The sequence below is a fragment of the Metabacillus bambusae genome, assembly GCF_017497975.1.
Taxonomy (GTDB): domain Bacteria; phylum Bacillota; class Bacilli; order Bacillales; family Bacillaceae; genus Metabacillus; species Metabacillus bambusae.
Map to the genome: position 1 here is coordinate 1 of NZ_JAGDEL010000022.1, position 20,361 is coordinate 20,361.

Sequence of the window (20,361 nt, forward strand, 5' to 3'; positions counted from 1 at the left end):
TAGTTGAAAATGTTATTTTACTCATGTTGTCCCCTAATCCCCATTATCTTGAAATTAAAGTATATAAAAAAATACCTATAGATGAAACACTCTTTTATAAGTGTCCTTTCTATAGGTACCATATTAATTTAACCTCCTATTACTATTTGATAGCTAGTCTTTGTTTGAAAAGCGATATATACGAAATCTATTTAGCAGCTACAACATCGTAATATTATCATCCTGTTATGTTAAAATAATTTGTATAGATGGATCGTTCTTGAAAATAATTGCTAACTTACTCATTAAACAACTATCAAATTAAAGGAGATCTTTTAATGAACATCCTTATGAAAAGCATAATCCTCGGAATCGCTGCCACAATACAAGGTGTTGCAATGGCGACCTTTTTATTTCCACACTTTATCCCTTCTGGTGGTGCTGCCAGTGTAGGTGTTGTGGTAAATTACCTATTTCATTTACCGTTTGCGTTTACACTTTGGATCTTAAATGCGAGCTTATTACTTGCTGCAGTAAAATGGCTTGGGATAAGTAGTGTAATTTGGACCATGTATTGTGTGACAGTAACTTCTGCTACAATCAATTTCATTACGCCATTAATCAAACAGCCCATTTCAAATGTTTTACTGGATCTTACTATGGGTTCATTAGTCTTTGGAGTAGGAATAGGAATATTGTTTCGAATGGGTGCTTCTTCAGGTGGGATGGACATATTAGCTTTAATTTTGTCAAAAACAAAAGGCCTTCCACCGGGGAAGTCGTTATTTTGGATTAACGGAATTTTATTAGTACTAACAGGAGTTGTCGTTGACTGGACAATAATCTTGTATGCAGTAATTTGTCAATTTATTGGAACAAGGATCTTAGACATTATCTACAAGCTACCACTTAAATCGAGGGAATTAGAAGTGGTGAATGAGTATGAATCGATTTGATGAATATTTTTTACCAATAAATATAATTCTACAAAAGAATCAAAATTGGGGGCATTGACCTTGAGTGAAAACATTGATGACTATATCAAACAAGGGATACACGGTGTTCGAGAAATAAAACCAGATGAAAGACGTAAATTTCTAGGCACATTAAGGGAACGTGTTTTGGTGGTTTTGACAAAACAACAAGTAAGGGAAAAGGGTACATATAAAGAAGTTGAAGAACTAATGAAGAAAAATATAGAAGCAACGTTGTTTTTGAACGGAACAATGAATTACAACTATTTGTCAGATTATATTAAGCTTGCTAATCAAATCGGATCGAAATTTTTAATTTCCACAAACAAAGAATATGATTCTGAACTTGGTCTAGTTTTAGCATATGATTATGCAATAAACAAAGAGGACATTTACATAGAGAAACCAAAAGATACTTTAGAGGAAGAACAAGAAGATGATCATTACTTATTTCATTTTTTCAAAAAATTATTTTAATATTTTTGTACAAACGAAATAAATGCCTACAATTTAAATGCCATTCCATCATTAAATAAAGAGAAAGCATAATACAGATAGGGATGGATGGATATGGCCAAGAGGTATCGGGGGAAAAGCTTAAATAAATTACCTTCAAATGGACGAGGTAAATGTCCATTGTGTGGAAAGACTGGCATTAAGTTATTATATCCACATAGAACGGAAACAAATCAACTTATTGATGTTTGCAAAAACTGCCGTCATAAAGAATAAGCTGGTTTGTAAAAATCATAGATTGAGAATATTAGTCAATGCGATTTCGTGTTGGCTTTTTTGATGTTTTTAAAAACCTTCCAACGGATTAGTTTCTGGAATCTTAATTCACGGTGCTATAAAGTCTAAATAATGCAAAAATTTAATGGTGATTATAAGTAGCTTTTAGATGGAATAGTATATTAATAGGTATATATTTTTTCTTATTGATATCTTTAAGGAGGCTAGAAATTGAAAACGATAGTCACGAATATGACGGGTAGCGTCTGGAGAATATTAGTTCAGGCTGGAGATCAAGTAGAAAAAGATCAAGACGTTGTAATCTTAGAATCAATGAAAATGGAAATCCCTATTGTAGCAGATGCAAGTGGCAAAGTGAAAGAAATAAAAATAAATGAAGGTGACTTTGTCAGCGATGGTGATGTGTTAATGGAGTTAGAGTAGAATACTCTAAAAAACCGGAGGGGTATGGCATGAAGTGGCCAGAAGCTGTAACGATTAAGGAGGTTGGGCCCCGTGATGGGTTACAAAATGAGAAAATATTTATTGCGACAAACGAAAAAATAAACTGGATCAATCAATTATCACATTCAGGATTAACCTATATTGAAATTACCTCATTTGTTCATCCAAAATGGATTCCAACATTAGCGGATGCTATGGAAGTTTCGAAAAAAATAAAACGTGTAGATGGTGTAACATATGCTGCACTTGTTCCAAATTTGAAAGGTCTAGACAAAGCGATTGAAGCAAATATTGATGAGGTTTCTGTATTTATGTCTGCCAGTGAAACTCATAATAAAAAAAATATTAATAAATCCATAGAAGAGACATTCCCTGTATTGGAGAAAGTTGTAAAAAAAGCACATGCATCAGGAAAGTCAGTTCGGGGCTATATATCCACCGTGTTCGGTTGTCCATATGAGGGTGATGTATCGATTCATTCAATTGTAAATGTCTCAGAGAAACTGTTTGATATGGGAATTTGTGAATTATCACTTGGAGATACAATCGGGGTAGCGAATCCTAGACAAGTCCAAGAAGTTTTATCTGTATTATTAAAAAAATTTCCAGCAAAGTCATTAGCTATGCACTTTCATAATACACGAGGAACAGCGCTAGCTAATGTAATCGCTTCCTTTGGAATGGGTGTAACGACAATAGATAGCTCCATCGGTGGACTCGGAGGCTGTCCTTATGCACCTGGAGCATCTGGTAATCTTGCAACAGACGATCTTATTTACATGCTTGATGGGATGGGGATTTTAACTGGTGTAAACAAACAAAAGCTTGATAAAGCGGCTTTATATATCCAAGAAAAAATTGGTCGACCTTTGTTAAGTCATAACATTCAAGCTAACCAAGGGAAAATTAACTTTAATTAGAATCTAGCAATCTATATGCAAAAGAATAGGGGGGAAACACGTTGTCATTCGAAAAAACATTACAAGTGCGAGTAGAAAAAATTAAAAAGGGCGGTGCTTCAAAATACCATGAAAAAAATACAACTAAAGGAAAGCTTTTTGTACGTGAGCGGTTAGAATACCTTTTTGATGATGGTTTACAAGTGGAGGATGCACTTTTTGCAAATTGCATGGAGGAGCATTTACCTGCAGACGGTGTAGTCACTGGCATGGGTAAAGTAAATGGTCAAACAGTTTGTATAATGGCTAACGACTCGACAATTAAAGCAGGTTCCTGGGGCGCAAGAACGGTAGAAAAAATCATTCGAATACAAGAGACAGCAGAAAAACTTAGCATTCCACTCATCTATCTCGTTGATTCTGCAGGTGCTCGGATAACTGATCAAATTGAGATGTTTCCTGGTCGGCGTGGAGCTGGACGGATTTTCTATAATCAAGTCAAACTTTCCGGGAAAATCCCACAAGTTTGCATTTTATTTGGACCTTCTGCAGCAGGTGGAGCGTATATCCCTGCTTTCTGTGATGTTGTCATTATGGTTAATGGAAATGCGTCTATGTATTTAGGATCACCAAGAATGGCTGAAATGGTGATAGGTGAAAAAGTTTCCCTCGAAGAAATGGGTGGAGCAAAGATGCATTGCTCCGTATCAGGCTGTGGTGATGTTTTAGCAAATTCTGAGAAAGAAGCAATAACGCTTGCCCGTCAATATCTATCATATCTTCCTGCCAATTTTTCAGAAAAACCACCAATAAAAGAAGCTGTAACCCCTAAAGATTTTGAAAAAACACTAGAAGAAATCATCCCGAAAAATCAAAATGCCCCATTTAATATGATGGATTTAATCGAACGTATCATTGATAAAGATTCATTTTTTGAGATCAAAAAATTATTTGCTCCTGAATTAATTACTGGGTTTTGTAGAATGAATGGACAGTCAATCGGTATAATAGCCAATCAGCCGCGAATGAAAGGTGGTGTTCTTTTCCACGATTCTGCAGATAAGGCGGCCAAATTTATTACATTATGTGATGCATTTAATATCCCATTGTTATTTCTAGCAGATATTCCAGGATTTATGATCGGAACAAAGGTGGAGAGAGCTGGAATTATACGTCATGGGGCAAAAATGATTTCTGCTATGTCCGAAGCTACTGTTCCCAAGATATCAATTATTGTTCGTAAGGCATATGGTGCTGGACTTTATGCGATGGCAGGTCCGGCTTTTGAACCAGATTGTTGCCTTGCTTTACCTAGTGCATCAATTGCAGTTATGGGTCCTGAAGCTGCCGTTAATGCAGTTTATGCAAATAAAATTGCTGAATTACCTGAGGAAGAACGATCAGCATTCATTGAACAAAAACGAGAAGAGTACCGAAAAGATATCGATATTTATCGACTAGCCTCAGAAATGATCATTGACGGTGTCATCCCAGCAAACTCGCTTCGAAACGAACTACTCACACGTTTCGATACTTATATGTCTAAGTACGTAGTATTTACACATCGAAAGCACCCTGTTTATCCAGTTTAATACAAAGAATATGATGCAGGAAGGAGTATCTATGGTATGAAGTCAATTTTAACGTCATTTGAAGAAGCAGTAAGAGAAATAAAAGACGGTGTGACAATAATGGTTGGAGGTTTCGGACTTGTTGGAATCCCCGAAAATTTAATTAAAGCTCTTTGTAACTCTGGTGTAAAGAATCTCACAGTGATCTCAAACAACTGTGGTGTTGATGATTGGGGATTAGGTTTACTTTTAAAAAATAAACAAATTAAAAAAATGATTTCTTCTTATGTAGGTGAGAACAAAGAGTTTGAGCGTCAAGTATTAAACGGAGAAGTCGAGGTTGAACTAATTCCACAAGGTACTTTGGCTGAAAAAATTCGTGCTGGTGGTGCTGGGATTCCTGCCTTTTTTACACCAGCTGGTGTTGGAACACCGATTTGCCGGAACCGAGAAACACGTGTCTTTAATAGCAAGGAATATTTATTAGAAGAAGCCCTTACTGCTGATTTTAGTTTAATCCGCGCCTGGAAGGCTGATAAATTCGGAAATCTTATTTACAACAAAACTGCGCAAAACTTTAATCCAATGATGGCCTCTGCTGGAAAAACAACAATTGCAGAGGTCGAAATACTAGAAGAGGTAGGTGTGCTACCTCCTAATCAAATTCATACACCAGGTATCTATGTTCAGAAACTAGTTGTTGGAAAACAAGAAAAACGAATTGAACGTCTAACTGTTCGTGATTAAAAGCATGAAACTTTCGTGAAGGAGGTCTAATATGTCTTCGAATAGTAGAGAAAAGATTGCTATAAAAGCAGAATGTGAGATTCATGATGGCGATTATGTGAATTTAGGAATTGGGATGCCGACCCTTGTAGCAAACTATCTTTCTGAAAAAAAGCAGGTTGTCCTTCAATCAGAGAATGGATTGTTAGGAATTGGACCATACCCTACAAAAACTGAAGTAGATCCTGAATTGATAAATGCTGGAAAAGAAACGGTCACGGCTTTGAGCGGTGCTAGTTATTTCAATAGTGCTGAATCCTTTGCCATGATCCGTGGCAATCATATTGATGTTGCGATTTTAGGTGGAATGGAAGTTTCAGAGAATGGTGATCTAGCCAATTGGATGATTCCAGGGAAAATGATTAAGGGAATGGGAGGGGCAATGGACCTTGTTCATGGTGCAAAAAGAATCATCGTGATTATGGAACATACAAACAAAAAGGGTCAAGCAAAAATAGTAAAACAATGTTCGTTACCTTTAACTGGAAAAGGTGTTGTAGATCGAATTATTACAGATCGAGCTGTTATAGATGTTACAAAAATAGGCCTGAAGCTAATCGAAGTGGCAAAAGGGTTTACGGTTGAAGATATTCAAGCAACGACTGAACCCGATTTGATCATAGATGAACATGTAAAACTGGATGCTTTTTAATGACAACCATTGTCAACTGATTTAATCTTTTCATTGCGATTAAAGAAAGGATTGATAAAGGATGAATTTCGATTTGACAAATGAGCAGGAAATGATTCGTAAGTTGATCCATGATTTTGCTGAAGAAGAAGTTTCTCCAGAAGCAGACGCTAGAGACCGAACAGCTAAATTTCCAGAGGAAATCTTTGAAAAATTAGCAGAGCTTGGGATCATGGGTCTGCCTTTTCCAGAACAATATGGTGGGAGTGCAGCAGATACAATCAGCTTTACAATCGTGGTAGAAGAGCTAAGTCGAGTGTGTGCTTCTACTGGTATCACCTATTCTGCTCATATTTCATTAGGAGCAGCACCGATCCATTTATTTGGCACTGAAAAACAAAAGCAGAAATATTTAACACCACTTTGTACGGGTGAGTATTTAGGTGCCTTTGGTTTAACAGAACCAAATGCAGGGTCAGATGCTGGAGGGACTCAAACTACGGCATCTCTACATGGAGACCATTGGGTAATAACAGGTTCTAAATGCTTTATTACAAATGCAAGCTATGCAAAATATCTTGCTATTACAGCTGTAACCGATCGGTCAAAGGGGACCAATGGCATTAGCGCCTTTCTAGTACCTACAAATGCACATGGATTTACTATTAATGATCATTATGAAAAAATGGGCCTTCATGCCTCAAATACGGCTGAATTAGTTTTGGAAAATGTTAGCATTCCCAAAGAGAATCTTCTTGGTGTAGAAGGAAATGGATATAAGCAGTTTTTAGCTACGTTAGATGGCGGAAGAATTGGAATCGGAGCAATGGCTGTTGGGATTGCTCAAGGAGCCTATGAAAAATCGCTCCAATATGCTAAAGAGAGAAAACAATTTGGAAAAAGCTTGTCAGCATTTCAGGCGATACAATTTAAATTAGCTGATATGGCCATGAATATTGAATTAGCTCGAAATATGGTTTATAAAGCAGCATGGTTAAAGGATCAAGGAAAAGGGTTTAAAAAGGAAGCGGCTATTGCAAAATTATTTGCATCAGAAATGTGTATGAAGGTATGTGATCAGGCGATACAGATTCATGGAGGTTATGGCTATATGAAGGAATATCAGGTGGAAAGATTCTTTCGGGATGCAAAACTATTAGAAATCGGTGAAGGGACATCAGAGGTACAAAGAATGGTTATTGCACGCCAAATAGGCTGTTAACTTGAAGGGAGTAAAGCTATGTTCAAAAGAGTTCTTATCGCTAATCGTGGAGAAATTGCTGTGCGCATTATGCGAACGTGCAAGTCGTTGGGGATTTTTACGATTGGGGTTTACTCACAAGCTGATAAGGATGCACCTCATGTCAAAATCGCGGATGAGGCTTGTTTACTAGGTGGGCCAAGAGTAGCTGAGAGCTATTTAAACACCGATAAAATTCTCGAAATCGCTCTACTAAGTGAAGCAGAGGCAATTCACCCTGGCTATGGTCTCCTTTCTGAAAATGCTGATTTTGCAAGACGTTGTGAGGAATTGGGAATTGTGTTTATTGGTCCATCTCCTGATGTTATTGCTCGGATGGGTAGCAAAATTGAAGCACGCAAAGCAATGCAACAAGCTGGTGTACCAGTTGTTGAAGGAATATCCTATCCATTAGCAAATGCGGAAGAAGCGGTGAAGGTAGCAGAAAGTATTGGTTACCCTGTCATGCTCAAGGCTTCAGCTGGTGGTGGTGGAATTGGGATGCAAATTGTTAGGAATGCAACGGAAATTCTCAAAGTATATGAAGGAAATCAAAAACGGGCAAATGATTTTTTTGGTGACGGAGCAATGTACGTGGAAAAATATATAGAAAATCCAAGACATATTGAAATTCAAATCCTTGCAGATGGATTTGGAAATACTGTTTATTTATGGGAGCGTGAATGCTCAATACAGCGACGCCATCAGAAAGTTGTTGAGGAAGCGCCATCACCGTTTCTTGATGAGGTTACTCGTGTAAAAATGGGTGAGGCATCGGTCAGAGCTGCAAAATCAATTGACTATAAAAACGCTGGAACATTTGAGTTTTTGGTTGATGAGAATAAAAATTTCTATTTTCTCGAAATGAATACTCGTCTCCAAGTAGAACATCCAGTTACGGAAGAAATTACTGGATTAGATTTAGTTGCCGAGCAGCTGAAAATTGCTGCAGGCTGTTCATTGGATTTTTCACAGATTGATATAAAACGGGAGGGTCATGCGATTGAAGTGAGAATCTATGCAGAGGATCCTAAAACCTTTTATCCATCACCTGGAAAAATAAATAAATTAGACTTACCAAAGGGACCAGGTATTCGCCATGAACTGGGTATCCATGACCAATCAGTTGTTACACCTTTTTATGATCCTATGATTGCAAAGCTAGTTGTTAGTGGAAAGCAACGCGAAGATGTGATTGATATCCTTCAAAAAGCACTAGTAAACTACCATATTCAAGGAATTAAAACAAATATCCCAATGCTTAAAGAAGTTGTAGCTCATCCTGCTTTCCTTTCTGGTCAAGCAACAACAGGGTTTGTTGATAAGTTCATAAATAAACGTTGAACTTGGAGGGGTAATGGATGAGTAAACCAGTATTAATCTCTACACTGATGAATGAAATTGCAATTTTGACTTTAAATCGTCCAGAAGTAGCAAATTCATTATCACTTCACTTGTTAGAAGAATTACAAGAAGCAATATTTTCATATAAATTTGATCGATCTGTTCGTTGTATCATAATCACCGGGACTGGTGAAAAAGCATTTTGCGCAGGGGCAGACTTAAAAGAACGAGCAGAAATGGACATGACTCAAGTGCGAAGGACAGTTGAGACGATACGAAAAACAATTAATGAACTAGAGGCATTACCACAACCGGTCATTGCAGCAGTGAATGGTGGCGCATTTGGTGGAGGGCTAGAATTAGCATTGGCCTGTGATATCCGAATTGCTACAGAAGCGGCGAAGTTTGGTTTAACAGAGACTTCGCTCGGTATTATTCCAGGTGCAGGTGGAACACAAAGGTTACCAAGATTAATTGGAAAAGGGAAAGCAAAAGAGTTAATATATACTGCTAAAAGAATCGATGCGAAAGAGGCGAAAGAAGTTGGGTTAGTTGAATATGTGGTTCCGGCTGAATCCTTGATAAATAAGGCATTAGATCTAGCCAATCAGATTGTTAGGAATGCGCCGATTGCTGTGGAACAAGCAAAGCTATCGATTGATAAAGGCTATGATGTTGATATAAATACGGCACTATCGATTGAGAAAAGTGCGTATGAATTAACAATTCCAACGAAAGATCGATTAGAGGGTCTACAAGCATTTAAGGAAAAACGGTCGCCTAATTTCGTCGGTGAATAATAAAAATGGGGTAACTCCAAAATGAATTAGCTATAAGTTATCCTCAAAAGTTATAAAAATGGAATATGCATTATTGGAGAATGTATATACTTTAATGATATAAGATTATTCTTACTTGTCACTGAAGAAAGCGCCCGAAGATATCCCAATAATCTATAGTCAACCTAACCATAAAAAGTATTAGATTGATTGTTTAGGAGGGATTAACATGCAAGTATTTTACACCGTGCGCTCTGGTGACACACTGTATCAAATTGCGACACGATGGGAGCTACCGGTCGATTCTCTTATTGCTGCAAACCATTTACTTCCACCTTATACGATTTATATCGGTCAACAGCTTTCGATTCCACCGGGTGTCAATGTAACTCAGATTAAAAAAGGTGATACACTATTTCAATTATCTCAATTTTATGGTGTTCCACAAGCTGTAATTGTGGAAGAAAACGCGCTTCAGCCCCCCTATATGATTCATCCAGGCCAGTTACTTAAGGTACCACCTGGCGTTCCATATTATATTGTTTATCCAGGAGATACGCTTTATCAAATTGCCAAACGTTTTAATGTTGTTGTTGGGGGAACCATAAACCCTGAACCAATAAGGTTAGTTAACCAGCTCAAAAGCGATGTCATTTACCCTGGAATGAAACTTAAAATCCCGTACTCTCCGCCTCTTGTAAGTGGTTTGATTGCCTATAATTCAAATCGAGGGAGTCATGATGATATTTGGTTATATAACCCTAGCAATGGCAAGAGTGTTCAGCTTACAAACGGTTTAGGTGATCGTTTTTCTGTTCCTGTATGGTCATTGGATAGTAAAAACATTGCTTTTGTTGGAAAAAACGCTATTCTTTATGTGATTAATCTAGACAGTGGAGATATTGCTAAAATTGATCAGTTCGAAGAAGGAGAAGGTGTCCATCTAGACTGGTCATCAAACAATCACCAGCTTGCTTATATTAAAAATGCGAACATTGTTTTGTATGATATTAGTACACATCAAGTAGATCGAATTAACGCACCTGGTGCTTCAGATGTTGAATGGTTTCCGAATGGTGAGGAACTACTTTTTCAAGCACCTGATTCCTCTGGTACTAGTCAACTTTTCCGAATTCGTAAAAATGGAAACGATAGGCGGGTAGTTACGAGGAACACAGAAGGACGGTTAAACAATGTTCGTTTATCACCTAATGGAGCATATGCACTTTATACAACACCAGGAGCAAGTATATCAATTATCCATACAGTTGACATTTCAACAGGAATGACAAGTGAAGTGAAAGGTGGTCCACTAGCGAAAAATTACTTTCCTGAATGGTCACCAGATTCGAAAAATATTGCATATAGTGCAACTGCATATGAAGATAGGGGATATTTTTCACTAATTAGGTCCTCTGGAAAAAAAGGAGAAAATGATCGCACATGGGCTATATCTGATTGCTATGCAACACCTATTACATGGTCGCCTGATAGTAGAAAAATTGGTTATCTTTCTGGCTGTAATGAACAAGGAATTGCCAGTGAAATGTGGGTTGTAGATATTAAGCACCCAGCTCCCATTCGCTTAGTTGAAGGTGTTCAGATCACTTCCTTACAATGGTCTCCTAAACAAATTAGCGATCGGTGGAAGACCTATATAAGCGACGTATATAAGGTTCGATTAACCTTTCCAGCAAGTTGGAAACAAGTTGGGGACGAAAGATTTGAAGGACTAGACGGCTTTTTCCAAATTGCTGCAATTTCCAGTAGTTCAAATATTGATGAGGTATGTCATAATGAAGCATTTCATCAATTGATGCCATATGGGTCTCAACCAACAATAAATAAAAGCAAGATTCAATTTCAAGATGCGTGTTTTATCTACCCTTCACAGGATCAGCCACAGGAAATGAAGGGGCATGCAGCATTAATTGTTAAATACCCAGAACCTATTCAAATCCAGGGCACAATTTATCACTTCTTTATTTTATGGGCAGATATGGATCATATAAATAAGATAGGATCCACACTCAGCTTTATCTGAAAAATAATCTAGGCAGACATGGGTTTAGCAAGATACCTGTCTGTCTTTTTTCATTTATTAATAAAATTCTTTTATTTTGGATAAATAATTAACGTATGTCGGTTATATATTAGGCTCAGTTAAAGCTGACTATTGATTTTAGCACTTTGTTTGATTGGAGTTGTAAGGCGTGAGACTCCTGCGGGAGGCACACGGACCGCCCGCGGAAAGCGAACGCCTGTAGCGGAAATTAACAACCAAGTTTAACAGACCATATATTAAAAGAAATTCGCTGATAATTGTGATATTAAGATGTAAAATACGAATAAAATTTCTTTTTATTTATTAATTGTTCGTTTATAATATCGATAAATAGAAGGAGAGGATATGACGCATGTTTAATTCAAAGAAGATTTTATTGCTAGGGTCAGGTGAATTAGGAAAAGAGGTTATGATTGAGGCTCAACGTCTTGGTGTTGAGACGGTTGCTGTTGATAGATATGAAGGTGCACCAGCAATGCAAGTAGCACATCGGAGTTATGTTATCGATATGCTCGATCCGAAGGAAATAAGGGATATTGTTGAAAAGGAAAAACCTGACTTAATTGTTCCAGAAATAGAAGCAATTGCTACTTCTGAACTTATCAAATTAGAAGAAGAAGGCTTTCAAGTGATCCCCACTGCACGAGCAGCAAAACTAACGATGGATCGTGAAGGGATTAGAAGACTTGCTGCAGAAACATTACAGCTACCAACAGCTAAATATGAATTTGCTGATACATATGAAGAATTTGAGCAAGCTACAAGAGACATTGGTTTTCCATGCGTAATTAAGCCACTTATGAGTTCATCAGGCAAAGGACAAAGTGTTTGCCACTCTGAAGAAGAAATTGAGGAATGTTGGAAAATAGCAATGGAGGGTGGAAGAGTGCAAAACGGAAGAGTCATTATCGAAGAATTCATTCGATTTGATTCGGAAATCACACTGTTAACCGTTCGTGCGGTCAATGGAACAAAGTTTTGTGCACCAATTGGTCATATCCAAAAGGATGGAGATTATATTGAATCATGGCAACCACATCAAATGACTGTGGGACAAATTAAAGAGGCAAAGAAAATTGCTCAGGTGATTACAGATGAGCTAGGTGGTTATGGATTATTTGGTGTAGAGCTATTCCTTGCACAAGATAAGGTATATTTTAGCGAAGTCTCCCCACGTCCGCATGATACAGGGTTAGTTACACTAGTGACACAAAATTTATCTGAGTTTGCTCTCCATATACGAGCTATATTGGGCTTTCCAATTCCTGAAATTACGCTTGTAACACCTGGAGCAAGTCGTCCATTAAAAGCAATCGAAGAAATGAATGAATATAGAGTCGAAGGATTAGAACAAGCTCTAGCTGTACCAAATACACAGGTGCGAGTATTTGGAAAACCTGTAACAAAAGTTGGTCGTAGAATCGCAGTTACCTTATCTACAGCAGAAACCGTTGAAACAGCAAAAAAACAGGCTAAAAATGCTCTCGATTATTTAACGATAAACAATAACAATCACATTTAATTTCCCAGGGAAGCGCAGATTTAGACACCGTTATCGATTTTTTGTGTTTTTATGTCATATTACGTTAGAATATTTGAATGGACTTAAAAGTTAAAAGAAGTCCATTTAGATAATAATAAATGGTGTATGATCCTCAAATTGCTCTCTTGTAATAAATATATAATTTATTTGTAACTTGGTAAAATCATAAGATACCTCCTGAATAAATATACTTATATGGGAGCATAAATCCAAAGAATTCAGATCAGTAACTTCATTTTGTAGTTAAATACTGCTCCTTAATCAGAAGAAGCAGGAGGGAACCACATGACGTGTAAAAGCTGTGATGGTAGTAGATTAATAAACTGTCAAAACTGTTCTGGAGAAGGTTTTGATTTTGGTAATCACAAGTGTGATTCATGTTCTGGTGAGGGTGTCATTACATGTTCAACATGTGAAGGAAAAGGTTCGATTGGATTTTTTAAGTGGTTAAAGTCTAGTTAATAGAATATTACTGAAATCATGTTAACAAAAAGTTCTACTTAAATTATATTTAAAATGTGGTGGAAATAAATCAAGAAGAGCCTAACACTAAAATGGTTGTAAATCGATCATTTGTGATTAGGCTCTTTTTTTAGGCTGTTTTCGCAAACTTTGTTGCTATTTACCAAGTAATGCGGTGTGGTTGATTGCAGCGAGAGTTGCTCGCTTTCCGCGGGGCGGGCGGTGAGCCTCCTCGGCGTAAACGCCTGTGGGGTCTCACCCTGTCCCGCTGCTCCCGCAGGAGTCTCACAATCCGTTCCAATCAACCTGAATTAGTTTTTATTTTAAAAGCAACAATCTCTTAGAAAACAGGCTTTTTTATGAGTTTTTTTAAATGTTTTCGAGTTGTATTTCATAAGTTTACATAATTTTTATTATCACATCGTTTAATTGGAATTTATATTCAGTTTCTTTAACTCCTGTATTCCTGTAATAAAGATTTAGTATCATCATTCATTCTAAGTTGATTTTCCCTATGTTGTTATAGATTTTAAAAATAATAAGTGCTCAATTGGACACATTAAGATAAAAAGGAAAGAATCTGATTTCAACAACTGGAGGAAGCTAAATGGATGCTATGACCTTTGTCTTATTTGGAGCTACAGGGGATTTAGCTAAACGAAAAATTATCCCCGCATTATACAGTCTTTATGTTGATCAGAAATTGCCTCCTTCATTTTCTTTCATTGGAGTAAGTATAACTGAATTATCAGATGAGGAGTTTCACGAGCATATTGAACAATCTGTACATACATTTTCTGAAGGTGGGTCAAATGATTTTTCAAAAGTAAAAGAATTTCTTCCATCAATTCGTTATTGTAAATTAGATGTGACGAATGAAGGGGAGTACAAAAAATTACTTAAACTTATTCAACTTCGTGAAGAGGAATTGAATATTCCTGAGAATCGCATGTTTTATATGTCCGTTGCTCCAACATTTTTTGATGTCATTGCCTTGAATATTAAAAAAAGTGGATTGGGCTCAACTAAAGGGTGGAAACGTCTTATTATTGAAAAACCATTTGGACATGACTTAAAATCAGCCCAAGAATTAAACGAGAAGTTGAGCACTACCTTTCAGGAAGAGGAAATTTATCGGATTGATCATTATCTAGGTAAACCAATGGTACAAAATCTGGAGGCTTTAGAATTTGCAAATCCGATATTTCAAACACTGTGGAATAATCAACATATTGCCAATATTCAAATTACTGCAAGTGAAACAGTAGGAGTAGAAAAAAGAGCAAGCTATTATGACAAAGCTGGCGCAATTCGGGATATGTTTCAAAACCATATGATGCAATTATTAATGATGTCAAGCATGCATTTACCAAAACGAATTACTGCAGCAGATATTAGAAATGAAAAAAAGAAAATCATTGAATCTGTTCGTCCATTGAAAAAAGAAGATGTTCATTCAGATGTTATTCGAGGTCAATATGGACCAGGTGAAATTGATGGTAAATCAGTTATTGGATATATAGAAGAACCTGGAATTGCACCATCATCTAAAAATGATACGTTTGTAGCAGTTCGATTGTGGATAGATGACCCTTTTTGGAAGGGTGTACCATTTTATATTCGAACCGGCAAACGAATGAAGAATAAGTCCACACGCATAGTTATTGAATTTAAAAATCATTTAAAAGAGTTATATGTAAATCAAAATGAGGAACCGACACCAAATTTATTAATCATTGGAATTAACCCAAATGAAGGAGTATCTTTACAATTAAATAGTAAAAATCCATTAAAGGATGGAAAGATCGAGCCGATAAATATCGAATTTTCAGCGGATCAGGACGATGTTCCAAAAGCATACGAACTCTTATTAATAGATGCTTTTGAAGGAGACGCTACTTTCTTTGCTCATTGGACGGAGGTTGAACTATCTTGGAAATGGGTACAACCTATTCTAGAAGCATTTGACGAAAATCTTGTTCCTCTTCATATTTATCCTACAGGATCCTATGGACCAGATGCTTCTCATCGATTACTTGAAGAGGACGGATTTGGCTGGTGGTTAGACAAAAGGTCTCATGAATTATCAAATATTGCTTCCACTGAAGAAACCTAATGTTTAAAGAAACAATTCTTCTTTTTTGATATCACTCGAATTTAACCTAGGAGGTAGAGAATGTGAAGGTAGGAGTCATTGGTCTAGGGAAAATGGGATTAAACATTAGCAAAAATCTTCTTGACCACAATCACGACGTTGTTGCGTTCGATATAAATCCAAGTGCGGTTGAAGAAATTAAAGAGTATGGTGCCAAAGGTACATTAAGTTTAAAAGAACTGGTTCAATCGTTAGAAAAGCCAAGAGTACTATGGATTATGGTTCCACATTCAGTTGTAGATTCTTTAATTAACGATGTAACCCCATTCTTAACAGCCGGGGATATTGTAATTGAGGCTGGTAATTCACATTATAAGGAATCAATACGCCGTTCGGAAGAATTCAAAAAACTCGGGGTAAACTTTCTTGATGCAGGTACATCAGGTGGCATGGAAGGTGCTCGAAATGGTGCAAATTATATGATCGGTGGAGATCCAGAGGCTTGGAGGATTGTTGAACCAATTTTCCGTGATACCGCTGTAGAAAAAGGTTATTTATATACAGGGAAATCTGGTAGTGGTCACTTTTTGAAAATGGTTCATAATGGGATTGAGTATGGCATGATGGCAGCGATCGGTGAAGGATTTGAAGTTTTAGAAAAGAGTGAATTTGAGTATGACTATGAAAAAGTAGCTAGAGTTTGGAGTAACGGTTCAGTTATCCGTTCATGGCTAATGGAGTTAACGGAAAGTGCATTTTCAAAAGATGGAAAATTGGAAGACATCAAAGGAGTCATGCACTCATCAGGTGAAGGGAAATGGACGGTTGAAACTGCATTAGATTTACAAGCAGCTACGCCTGTAATCGCCCTGTCTCTCTTAATGCGCTATCGTTCCTTGGAAAATGATACATTTACAGGAAAAGTGGTAGCAGCTTTACGAAATGAATTTGGTGGACATGCTGTTGAGAAAAAGTGAAATAAAGAATTCATTGGAGAGTCTTTTGACTCTCTTATTTTTTTGGTTTTTTTAATGTTGATTAAAGAATTATGTAATAATATAAATAGAAAGATTATATTGATTTAGATCGTAAGAGGAAAAGAAAGGAATGAAATAAAAATGTCAGATATTCATCCGGTTATTAAGAAACTACAATTTAAAGACAAGGGACAACATGTATTAATTATAAATGCACCAAAAGCATACGATGAAGTTATTACTGGGTTTGAAGGTGAAATACATATAAAAGCTGGGAATGATGGATATGATTTTGTACAAGTCTTCGGAACCTCGAATGAGGAACTACAAACATTAGCTCGTAGCGCTGAAGCCAATGTGAAAGAAGATGCTCTCTTTTGGCTTTGCTATCCTAAGAAATCATCAAAGCTTTACAAAGGGTCAGATTGCAGTCGTGAAAGTGTAACTAAAATGCTTTCCATTGAAGGCTACGAGCCTGTTCGACAAATCGCTATCGACGAGGATTGGTCAGCTCTGCGTTTTCGGAAGGTCGAAAATATTAAGTCGATGACACGAAAGTTTGCTGTTACGGAAAAAGGAAAAATACGTACAGATCAGTAAGGTTTAAGATGAAAATTAATAAGTATTAAGCTCTGTTAAAGCTCACTGTTGTTTGGCACACTTGTTGATTGGAGCGGAAAGAGAACTTGCAGCGAAAATCAACAACCAAGTTTAACAGAGCCAAGTATAAAGAAAAGCAGGGATAAAATAAATGGTAGACCTTACAGAAATCAATTATTTAGCAGTTCTACTAGCAACACTAGCAACAATGGTTATTGGATTTTTATGGTATTCACCTATATTGTTCGGAAATGTATGGATAAAGCAAATAGGTATAAAAGAGGAAGACATGTCTGGGGGAGGACCTATGACATATATTTTGACAGCCTTAACTGCATTATGTGGTGTGTTCGTATTGTCAATTCTGTTTACGATGATTAGCGAACAAACGATTTTATCAGGAATGTTCCTTGGTTTATTAATCGGAATTAGCATATCTGCGAAAATTGGTATGAACTTTTTATTTGAAAATAGAGGGATAGGTTTATATTTAATAACGATAGGATACCATCTTGTCTCTTACCTCATAGCAGGCATTATCATCGGTTCGATGTAATTTAGTAAATAGACATGTTCAACAAGAAATAACCAGTACTTAAGAGGATACTTAAACAAGAGAATGGACCGATCGTCGTTTACAAGCTTTAACAATTCTCTTATAATTACGTAGACTCAAAAAAACGAATAGTAGCAAATAGGTTCTTACCATTGTTGAAAATAACTATGGTAAGAATAATAGGGAAGTTGGTGTAAATCCAACGCGGTCCCGCCACTGTAATCACGGAGCGACATAACCTAAACCCACTGTAACACATGTTATGGGAAGGGGGTTGTGAAAGCAAGGATGTGTAAGCCAGGAGACCTGCCTATTTGTCCAGATCAAGTAACCTTCGAGGAAAAGGGAATTGAAAGAATAAGAGGAGAAATTAATTAGAGGACACTCGAATTAACTCCTATTCTTTTAAACTCTCGCCTTTCCTTATTGGATAGGCGTTTTTTTGTTCTAGTTTAGGAAATTATAAAATTCTTGAACTGTGGATAAGCGCACGACATCCAGCTTCAGCGCCTAGCCCCTCGAGGTCATAAGCTAATTTAGAATTGAAGGCAAAGAACGCCTTCTATTCTAAATCATCTTATTTGCCTGAGGCTGATCAAGGCGCTTGCGCTTTTGTTAATTAAATTGGTAGGGGGAATCTCAGGTGGAAGAAAAACAAAAAGGATTAACACTCATTTTTACAGGTAATGGTAAAGGTAAAACAACAGCCGCAATTGGTCTAACAGTACGAGCAGTTGGTCAGGGATTTTCAGTAAAGTTTCTACAATTTATAAAGTCAAAAGGAAGATCGTATGGAGAAAAAATATCACTAGAAAAGTTAGGTGTTGAAATGATTCAGCTTGGTGAGGGATTTACATGGACAAAAACTCCGGAGGTTCATAGAAATGCACTAGAGTCAGCATGGAAGGTAGCAAAAGAGACAGTTATGTCTGGTAAATATGATGTAGTTATTTTAGATGAACTGAATAACGCACTTGCGATCGATTCATTTCCAATTGATGACGTTCTACCAATCAATGAGGTAAAAGAGCTTATTCAAACGAAGCCACCACATGTTCATCTTGTCATTACTGGGAGAAATGCAAAGGAAGAAATAAAAGAATTGGCAGACTTAGTTTCAGTCGTAGATGTAGAAAAGCATTATTATGACGAAGGTATACCAGCAGTAAAAGGAATCGAATTCTAGTTTTCGAATAGGAGGAAGAGCTTTGTCACAACGTCTAGTCATTGCAGGAGTTTCAAGCGGAGTTGGCAAAACTACGTTTACAATTGGTTTAATGGCTGCACTAAAAAAAGAGGCCTCAATGTTCAAGGTTTTAAATGTGGTCCAGATTACATAGACACAAGCTTTCATACCGCGGTTACGGAACGGCCATCTCGTAATGTAGACGAATTTAGAGGTGTATTTTTAAATTATATTCGTGAAAAGAACGGCCTCCAGCCTATTCTGAAAAGAGAATCCTTTGAAGACACCCAAAAAAAAGATTTCGACCGCCTAGCTGATCATGTTCGTAACGCGCTTGATATCGAATTCCTATTTGAAATAATGGCTCAATACGCACAAAGAAAGAGAGATTAAAAAATGATTACAAATTGTAAAATACAAGAGACTTTGCAATCTATTCAAAATCTTAATGACGTAAAAATGCAAGAAGCAAAAGAGTATGTGAATTCTTTAACAAAACCGATCGGAAGCTTAGGGAAATTAGAAGAACTGGCAATTCAGCTTTCCGGTATAACAAATCAAGTATTTTCTGAAGTTACACCTCCGGGTATTATCGTATTTGCTGCCGATCATGGGATTAGTGAAATGGGGGTTTCTGCCTATCCAAAAGAAGTAACGACCCAAATGGTTTACAACTTCTTAAATGGAGGTGCAGCAATTAATGTATTTGCAAAACAAATAAATGCTTTTCTTAAAATTGTTGATATTGGGGTAGCCGAAGATATTAACCATAACGAGTTGATTAATAAAAAGGTGAAATATGGTACGAATAACTATGCGCATGAAAATGCTATGACAGAGGAAGATGCGAAACAAGCCTTAATTGTGGGAATGGATATGGCCCAACTAATGATCGAAGAAGGTGCTAAGTGCATAATCGTTGGTGAAATGGGAATAGGGAATACGGCAACCGCTAGTGCAATTGTATCGGTTATAACTGGATGTTCAGTCGAGGAAGTAGTAGGCTTAGGGACAGGAATCTCTGATGAGGTTCGAAATAATAAGGTTTCAATCATTTCAAAAGCATTATCAGAAAGAAAACCAAACCGAACAGATGCAATTGATATTCTAACAAAAGTAGGAGGTCTAGAGATTGCGGGGATGACAGGAGCTATTATTAAAGCTGCTGAACGAAGAGTTCCAGTGATCCTGGATGGCTTTATTAGTACAGCTTCTGCTCTATTAGCTGTCGTTCTAGAGGAGAAGGTAAACGATTATTTGATTGCTGGCCATATGTCAAAAGAGCAAGGTCATATCCATGCCCTATCATACTTACATAAATCGCCACTATTAAATCTTGATTTAAGATTAGGGGAAGGAACAGGAGCCGCACTCTCATTTCCATTATTTGAAGCAGCAACAAGAATGATGAAGGAAATGGCGACTTTTCAATCAGCAGGCATTGCAACTGAAAGTCAATCGTCCAAATTTTAGTGAA

Annotated in this window: 20 protein-coding genes, 1 pseudogene and 1 riboswitch; all 21 genes and pseudogenes read left to right on the top strand. The window is 37.0% G+C overall.

The window, feature by feature from the left end; translation table 11 throughout:
• Positions 1-317: 317 nt before the first annotated feature.
• The 21 genes and pseudogenes from I7822_RS22075 to cobT all read left to right on the top strand — a co-directional run bounded on the left by I7822_RS22075 (position 318) and on the right by cobT (position 20,357).
• Complete coding sequence (locus tag I7822_RS22075) at positions 318-935, top strand: YitT family protein (RefSeq protein WP_207981235.1); 618 nt, start codon at positions 318-320, stop codon at positions 933-935.
• Positions 936-995: 60 nt separating this feature from the next.
• On the top strand, positions 996-1,430 hold the full coding sequence (locus I7822_RS22080) for a YueI family protein (RefSeq protein WP_207981236.1): 435 nt from the start codon (positions 996-998) through the stop codon (positions 1,428-1,430).
• A gap of 93 nt (positions 1,431-1,523) precedes the next feature.
• Positions 1,524-1,685: a hypothetical protein gene (locus tag I7822_RS30855; protein WP_504739661.1), complete on the top strand. Its 162-nt coding sequence runs from the start codon at positions 1,524-1,526 to the stop codon at positions 1,683-1,685.
• Between the two features lie 231 nt (positions 1,686-1,916).
• The gene (locus tag I7822_RS22085) at positions 1,917-2,129 is read left to right on the top strand and encodes an acetyl-CoA carboxylase biotin carboxyl carrier protein subunit (protein ID WP_207981237.1); all 213 of its coding nucleotides are present in this window, start codon (positions 1,917-1,919) and stop codon (positions 2,127-2,129) included.
• Between the two features lie 29 nt (positions 2,130-2,158).
• Positions 2,159-3,070, top strand: coding sequence for a hydroxymethylglutaryl-CoA lyase (locus I7822_RS22090; protein WP_207981238.1), 912 nt, complete (start codon positions 2,159-2,161; stop codon positions 3,068-3,070).
• A 41-nt stretch (positions 3,071-3,111) separates the two neighbouring features.
• Entirely contained in the window at positions 3,112-4,641 is a 1,530-nt protein-coding gene (locus tag I7822_RS22095) for an acyl-CoA carboxylase subunit beta (RefSeq protein ID WP_207981239.1), read from the top strand.
• Positions 4,642-4,677: 36 nt separating this feature from the next.
• The gene (locus I7822_RS22100) at positions 4,678-5,367 is read left to right on the top strand and encodes a CoA transferase subunit A (protein ID WP_207981240.1); all 690 of its coding nucleotides are present in this window, start codon (positions 4,678-4,680) and stop codon (positions 5,365-5,367) included.
• Between the two features lie 31 nt (positions 5,368-5,398).
• Positions 5,399-6,058 carry a CoA transferase subunit B gene (locus I7822_RS22105; protein ID WP_207981241.1) on the top strand — a complete coding sequence of 220 codons (660 nt, stop codon included), beginning with the start codon at positions 5,399-5,401 and terminating at the stop codon, positions 6,056-6,058.
• A gap of 61 nt (positions 6,059-6,119) precedes the next feature.
• Entirely contained in the window at positions 6,120-7,259 is a 1,140-nt protein-coding gene (locus I7822_RS22110) for an acyl-CoA dehydrogenase (protein ID WP_207981242.1), read from the top strand.
• An 18-nt stretch (positions 7,260-7,277) separates the two neighbouring features.
• The gene (locus I7822_RS22115; RefSeq protein WP_207981243.1) at positions 7,278-8,621 is read left to right on the top strand and encodes an acetyl-CoA carboxylase biotin carboxylase subunit; all 1,344 of its coding nucleotides are present in this window, start codon (positions 7,278-7,280) and stop codon (positions 8,619-8,621) included.
• 17 nt (positions 8,622-8,638) lie between these two features.
• Positions 8,639-9,421, top strand: coding sequence for an enoyl-CoA hydratase (locus I7822_RS22120; RefSeq protein ID WP_207981244.1), 783 nt, complete (start codon positions 8,639-8,641; stop codon positions 9,419-9,421).
• A 208-nt stretch (positions 9,422-9,629) separates the two neighbouring features.
• Positions 9,630-11,444, top strand: coding sequence for a LysM peptidoglycan-binding domain-containing protein (locus I7822_RS22125; RefSeq protein ID WP_207981245.1), 1,815 nt, complete (start codon positions 9,630-9,632; stop codon positions 11,442-11,444).
• A 373-nt stretch (positions 11,445-11,817) separates the two neighbouring features.
• Positions 11,818-12,987 (top strand): phosphoribosylglycinamide formyltransferase 2, encoded by a 1,170-nt coding sequence (gene purT / locus I7822_RS22130; RefSeq protein WP_207981246.1) that lies wholly within the window; start codon positions 11,818-11,820, stop codon positions 12,985-12,987.
• Between the two features lie 306 nt (positions 12,988-13,293).
• Positions 13,294-13,470 (top strand): hypothetical protein, encoded by a 177-nt coding sequence (locus tag I7822_RS22135; protein ID WP_207981247.1) that lies wholly within the window; start codon positions 13,294-13,296, stop codon positions 13,468-13,470.
• Between the two features lie 607 nt (positions 13,471-14,077).
• Positions 14,078-15,586, top strand: a complete 1,509-nt coding sequence (gene zwf, locus I7822_RS22140) for a glucose-6-phosphate dehydrogenase (RefSeq protein WP_207981248.1) — start codon at positions 14,078-14,080, stop codon at positions 15,584-15,586.
• 62 nt (positions 15,587-15,648) lie between these two features.
• The gene (gene gnd, locus I7822_RS22145; protein WP_207981249.1) at positions 15,649-16,542 is read left to right on the top strand and encodes a phosphogluconate dehydrogenase (NAD(+)-dependent, decarboxylating); all 894 of its coding nucleotides are present in this window, start codon (positions 15,649-15,651) and stop codon (positions 16,540-16,542) included.
• 141 nt (positions 16,543-16,683) lie between these two features.
• On the top strand, positions 16,684-17,142 hold the full coding sequence (locus I7822_RS22150) for a DUF3052 domain-containing protein (RefSeq protein ID WP_207981250.1): 459 nt from the start codon (positions 16,684-16,686) through the stop codon (positions 17,140-17,142).
• Between the two features lie 151 nt (positions 17,143-17,293).
• Entirely contained in the window at positions 17,294-17,698 is a 405-nt protein-coding gene (locus I7822_RS22155; RefSeq protein WP_207981251.1) for a DUF1761 domain-containing protein, read from the top strand.
• A 123-nt stretch (positions 17,699-17,821) separates the two neighbouring features.
• Positions 17,822-18,026: riboswitch (cobalamin riboswitch) on the top strand.
• Between the two features lie 315 nt (positions 18,027-18,341).
• Positions 18,342-18,884, top strand: a complete 543-nt coding sequence (locus I7822_RS22160; RefSeq protein ID WP_207981252.1) for a cob(I)yrinic acid a,c-diamide adenosyltransferase — start codon at positions 18,342-18,344, stop codon at positions 18,882-18,884.
• Between the two features lie 22 nt (positions 18,885-18,906).
• Positions 18,907-19,094: pseudogene (locus I7822_RS29990) on the top strand (nucleotide-binding protein); the annotation flags it as partial.
• A gap of 186 nt (positions 19,095-19,280) precedes the next feature.
• Positions 19,281-20,357 (top strand): nicotinate-nucleotide--dimethylbenzimidazole phosphoribosyltransferase, encoded by a 1,077-nt coding sequence (cobT, locus tag I7822_RS22170; RefSeq protein WP_207981253.1) that lies wholly within the window; start codon positions 19,281-19,283, stop codon positions 20,355-20,357.
• Positions 20,358-20,361 lie beyond the last annotated feature (4 nt).

Coding starts and splice junctions, on each gene's coding strand:
- I7822_RS22075 (WP_207981235.1), top strand. CDS start 318: ATGAACATCCTTATGAAAAGCATAATCCTCGGAATCGCTGCCACAATA.
- I7822_RS30855 (WP_504739661.1), top strand. CDS start 1,524: ATGGCCAAGAGGTATCGGGGGAAAAGCTTAAATAAATTACCTTCAAAT.
- I7822_RS22090 (WP_207981238.1), top strand. CDS start 2,159: ATGAAGTGGCCAGAAGCTGTAACGATTAAGGAGGTTGGGCCCCGTGAT.
- I7822_RS22100 (WP_207981240.1), top strand. CDS start 4,678: ATGAAGTCAATTTTAACGTCATTTGAAGAAGCAGTAAGAGAAATAAAA.
- I7822_RS22105 (WP_207981241.1), top strand. CDS start 5,399: ATGTCTTCGAATAGTAGAGAAAAGATTGCTATAAAAGCAGAATGTGAG.
- I7822_RS22110 (WP_207981242.1), top strand. CDS start 6,120: ATGAATTTCGATTTGACAAATGAGCAGGAAATGATTCGTAAGTTGATC.
- I7822_RS22115 (WP_207981243.1), top strand. CDS start 7,278: ATGTTCAAAAGAGTTCTTATCGCTAATCGTGGAGAAATTGCTGTGCGC.
- I7822_RS22120 (WP_207981244.1), top strand. CDS start 8,639: ATGAGTAAACCAGTATTAATCTCTACACTGATGAATGAAATTGCAATT.
- I7822_RS22125 (WP_207981245.1), top strand. CDS start 9,630: ATGCAAGTATTTTACACCGTGCGCTCTGGTGACACACTGTATCAAATT.
- purT (WP_207981246.1), top strand. CDS start 11,818: ATGTTTAATTCAAAGAAGATTTTATTGCTAGGGTCAGGTGAATTAGGA.
- I7822_RS22135 (WP_207981247.1), top strand. CDS start 13,294: ATGACGTGTAAAAGCTGTGATGGTAGTAGATTAATAAACTGTCAAAAC.
- zwf (WP_207981248.1), top strand. CDS start 14,078: ATGGATGCTATGACCTTTGTCTTATTTGGAGCTACAGGGGATTTAGCT.
- I7822_RS22150 (WP_207981250.1), top strand. CDS start 16,684: ATGTCAGATATTCATCCGGTTATTAAGAAACTACAATTTAAAGACAAG.
- I7822_RS22155 (WP_207981251.1), top strand. CDS start 17,294: ATGGTAGACCTTACAGAAATCAATTATTTAGCAGTTCTACTAGCAACA.
- cobT (WP_207981253.1), top strand. CDS start 19,281: ATGATTACAAATTGTAAAATACAAGAGACTTTGCAATCTATTCAAAAT.